Source organism: Rhizorhabdus sp. (assembly GCF_018006725.1).
In the GTDB taxonomy this organism is placed as follows: Bacteria; Pseudomonadota; Alphaproteobacteria; order Sphingomonadales; family Sphingomonadaceae; genus Rhizorhabdus.
In genome coordinates, this window is record NZ_JAGMXV010000375.1 from 1 (window position 1) to 3,577 (window position 3,577).

The following is a 3,577-nucleotide window of genomic DNA, read 5'->3' on the forward strand; positions in this document are numbered from 1 at the left end:
GGTCAACGCCGACTCGCTCAAGGTCGACGTGGCCCGCAAGGGCTGTCGCCATTCCGCCTTCGGGAGCGGGCCGCATATGTGCCCGGGGCAGGAGCTGGCCCGGGCGGAGGTTGCGATCACCATCGCCGAATGGCTGCGGCGGATTCCCGAGTTCCGGCTGGCCGATGATGCCGATCCGCGCTGTTCGGCAGGCATCGTCGGTCAGATCAACCGGGTCGTCCTCGAATGGTGAAGCGGGCCTGTGCAAATGGCGAGTGGCAGGGACGGGGGGGCATCCCTAGCTTGGTCTGTGGATAGAGGCCGTACCGCATCGCCATGCAGGTCCGGTCGTGGAGGAGAATCACGCGCAGACCGGGCGACCGGCTCTCGCTCCATGATTTGAAGGATGCTGGAATGACCGCCGAACAGATGATGTCGCGCTACTCGAAAGAGTTCGATCCGCCCGTGCGCGGCGACACGATCACCGCCGACCGCTATATCTCAAAGGACTGGATGGACCGGGAGATGAAGAATCTCTGGCCCAAGGTCTGGCATCTGGGCGGGGTTCTCGCCGATCTGGAAGAGCCGGGCGACGTGATCCGGCACAATTTCGCCAAGGAATCGGTGATCATGGTCCGTCAGGAAGACGGGTCGATCAAGGCGTTCTACAACAGCTGCCCGCACCGCGGTAACCGCCTCATCCTGGGTGACGTCGCCAGCGCGCCGCGGATCACCTGCGGCTATCATGGCTGGCAGTTCGATCCCGACGGCACCCTCGTCAGCGTGCAGGACCCGGACGATTTTCCGCAGGGCAATCCCTGCGGCAAGACCAAGCTGACCGAGCTGCGCTGCGACACCTGGGGTCCGTTCGTCTTCTGGTGCATGGACGATGACGTTGCTCCGTTGCACGAATGGCTCGCCCCGTTCCCGGGACGGCTCGCCGGCTACGGCCTGGAGAACTGGATCCGCGTGCTCAATGTCTCGGCCGATTGCGAGTTCAACTGGAAGATCGTCCGCGACAATTTCAACGAGAGCTATCACCTCCCGACGATCCATCCGGAACTTGCGACTTTCATCAATGACGGCCTGCCCGACACGCTGTTCGAGATGTACCCCTCGGGCCACAATTCGATGTGGATGAAAGGCCATCAGGCGACAACGCGCAAGGATTATGCCTCGGGCGAGGTGCCGACCCCGCTCGACGCGGTGGCGCAGGCCTGGGGTATCGATCCGGCGGACTATAAGGGCCGCACCTCGGAGATCCGTCAGGCGGTGATCGAGGCCAAGCGCAAACTGGGCGCCGAGCGTGGTTATACCAATTATGCGGACATGTCCGACCAGCAGCTGGTCGACTATTTCCACTGCACGCTGTTCCCCAATCTGACGATCACCATGTCGCCCGAACAGTGTCAGATCCTGCGCACCGAACCGCACCCGACCGATCCGGAAAAATGCGTGTTCCAGCATTGGTGCCTCTATCCGCCGGTTCCCGGCATGAAGGAGGTCGAGACTCCGGTCGGCACCGCGCCGCTGCAGCATGATGCCATCGCGCGGCACAGCGTCTATGGCGACGGCGTCTCGGTCGGCTATGTCGCCGATCAGGACCTGTCGATCGGCACGACACAGCAGCAGGGGCTGAACTCGCGCGGGTTCAAGGGCTGTCTGCTTCCGAACCAGGAAAAGCGAGTCCAGCGCTTCCATGAGCTACTCAACGATTATGTGATGAAGGACTGATCGGGTGGCCGCTCTGACAGCCTGCTCCGTAGAGGAGCGGGGCGCGCTCGAAGCGGTCGCGATTGCCTATTGCAGGGCGGTCGACCGCATAGGCGACGTCGATGGCGTGCTCGATCTGTTTACCCCGGATGCGGTCTATGACCTTTCCGGGATCGGCATGGGCGAGTTCGCAGGCCATGAGGGTATTCGAGGCTTCTTCGAAGCCGCCTTCCCGACGATGACGCACGCCGCACATTATGTGAGCAACTTTGCCGTGCTCGCCTTCGACGGGCCCTCGGCGGAGGCGGAAGGCTATGTCCATGCTTTCGCCCGCAATGTCGACGGGTCAATGATCGACGTGAAGGCCTGTTATCGCTTCGCCTTCGCGCTCGACGACGCCGGATGGAAGATTTCTGGGCTCTCCATCCGCCTTCTTCTTCCCCCAGCCAGCTGAGGCAATTTCCATGGCAGACGCATATGACCTGATCGTTCTCGGATCTGGTCCTGGGGGCTATGTGGCGGCGATCCGGGCGTCGCAGCTGGGGCTGAAGGTCGCGATCGTGGAGCGGGAGCTTCTGGGCGGGATCTGCCTGAACTGGGGGTGCATTCCGACGAAGGCGCTGCTGCGCTCGGCGGAGATCTTCCACCATATGAAGCATGCCAAGAGCTTCGGGCTGGAGGCAATGGGGGTTTCGGCGGACCTGTCGGCGGTGGTGGCGCGCTCGCGCGGGGTCGCCAAGCAGCTGAACCAGGGCGTCACGCACCTGATGAAGAAGAACAAGATCGCTGTGCACATGGGCGAGGGCCGTCTGGTGGCGCCGGGCAAGCTCGCGGTGAAGAGCGACAAGGGCGAGGTCGAGCTGTCGGCCAAGCACATCATCGTCGCGACCGGTGCGCGGGCGCGCGACCTGCCTTTCGCCAAGGCGGACGGCAAGCGGGTGTGGACCTATCGCCATGCGATGACGCCGACCGAGATGCCCGAGCGGCTGCTGGTGATCGGGTCTGGCGCGATCGGGATCGAGTTCGCCAGCTTCTACAACGACATGGGCGCCGAGGTGACGGTCGTCGAGATGATGGACCGGATCGTGCCGGTCGAGGACGCCGACGTATCGGCCTTCCTCGAGAAGGCGCTGAAGAAGCAGGGCATGACGATCATGACCGGGGCGGGGGTCGAGGCGCTCGACGTGACGGGCTCGGGGGTGAAGGCGAAGCTGAAGGCGAAGGACGGCAAGGTCTCGGAAGCCGAGTTCAGCCATGTAATCGTGGCGGTCGGCATCGTTCCCAACACCGAGACTATCGGCCTGGAGGCGGTGGGCGTGAAGGCGGAGCGCGGGATCATCGCGATCGACGGGCTGTGCCGGACCAATGTCCCGGGCATCTGGGCGATCGGCGACGTGACGCCGGGCCCGTGGCTGGCGCACAAGGCGAGCCATGAGGGCGTGATAGCAGCCGAGGCGATCGCGCAGGCGCTGGGCAACAAGGATGTCCACCCGCATGCGATGGACAAGGCGAATATTCCGGGCTGCACCTATTGCCACCCGCAGGTGGCGAGCGTGGGGCTGACCGAAGCGAAGGCGGTCGAGGCGGGCTATGAGGTGAAGGTCGGGACCTTCCCCTTCGTGGGCAATGGCAAGGCGATCGCGCTGGGTGAGTCCGAGGGCTTCGTGAAGACGGTGTTCGACGCGAAGACGGGCGAACTGCTCGGCGCGCACATGGTCGGGGCCGAGGTGACCGAGATGATCCAGGGCTATGTCGTGGGCAAGACGCTCGAGACGACCGAGGCGGAGCTGATCAACACGGTCTTCCCGCATCCGACCATCAGCGAAGCGATGCACGAAAGCGTCCTTGCCGCTTATGGGCGCGCGCTCCACATCTGAGGCTGATC

General features: G+C 63.9%; 4 protein-coding genes. All 4 read left to right on the forward strand.

Annotation, left to right across the window (positions count from 1 at the left end; all coding sequences use genetic code 11):
• The coding region (locus KAY22_RS26280; RefSeq protein ID WP_296626035.1) for a cytochrome P450 at window positions 1-232 on the forward strand (232 nt) is incomplete at its 5' end.
• 161 nt (window positions 233-393) lie between these two features.
• Window positions 394-1,713: an aromatic ring-hydroxylating dioxygenase subunit alpha gene (locus tag KAY22_RS26285; RefSeq protein ID WP_296626036.1), complete on the forward strand. Its 1,320-nt coding sequence runs from the start codon at window positions 394-396 to the stop codon at window positions 1,711-1,713.
• Between the two features lie 4 nt (window positions 1,714-1,717).
• Window positions 1,718-2,146 (forward strand): nuclear transport factor 2 family protein, encoded by a 429-nt coding sequence (locus KAY22_RS26290; protein ID WP_296626037.1) that lies wholly within the window; start codon window positions 1,718-1,720, stop codon window positions 2,144-2,146.
• A gap of 10 nt (window positions 2,147-2,156) precedes the next feature.
• Window positions 2,157-3,569 carry a dihydrolipoyl dehydrogenase gene (lpdA, locus tag KAY22_RS26295; protein WP_296626038.1) on the forward strand — a complete coding sequence of 471 codons (1,413 nt, stop codon included), beginning with the start codon at window positions 2,157-2,159 and terminating at the stop codon, window positions 3,567-3,569.
• Window positions 3,570-3,577: the final 8 nt, after the last annotated feature.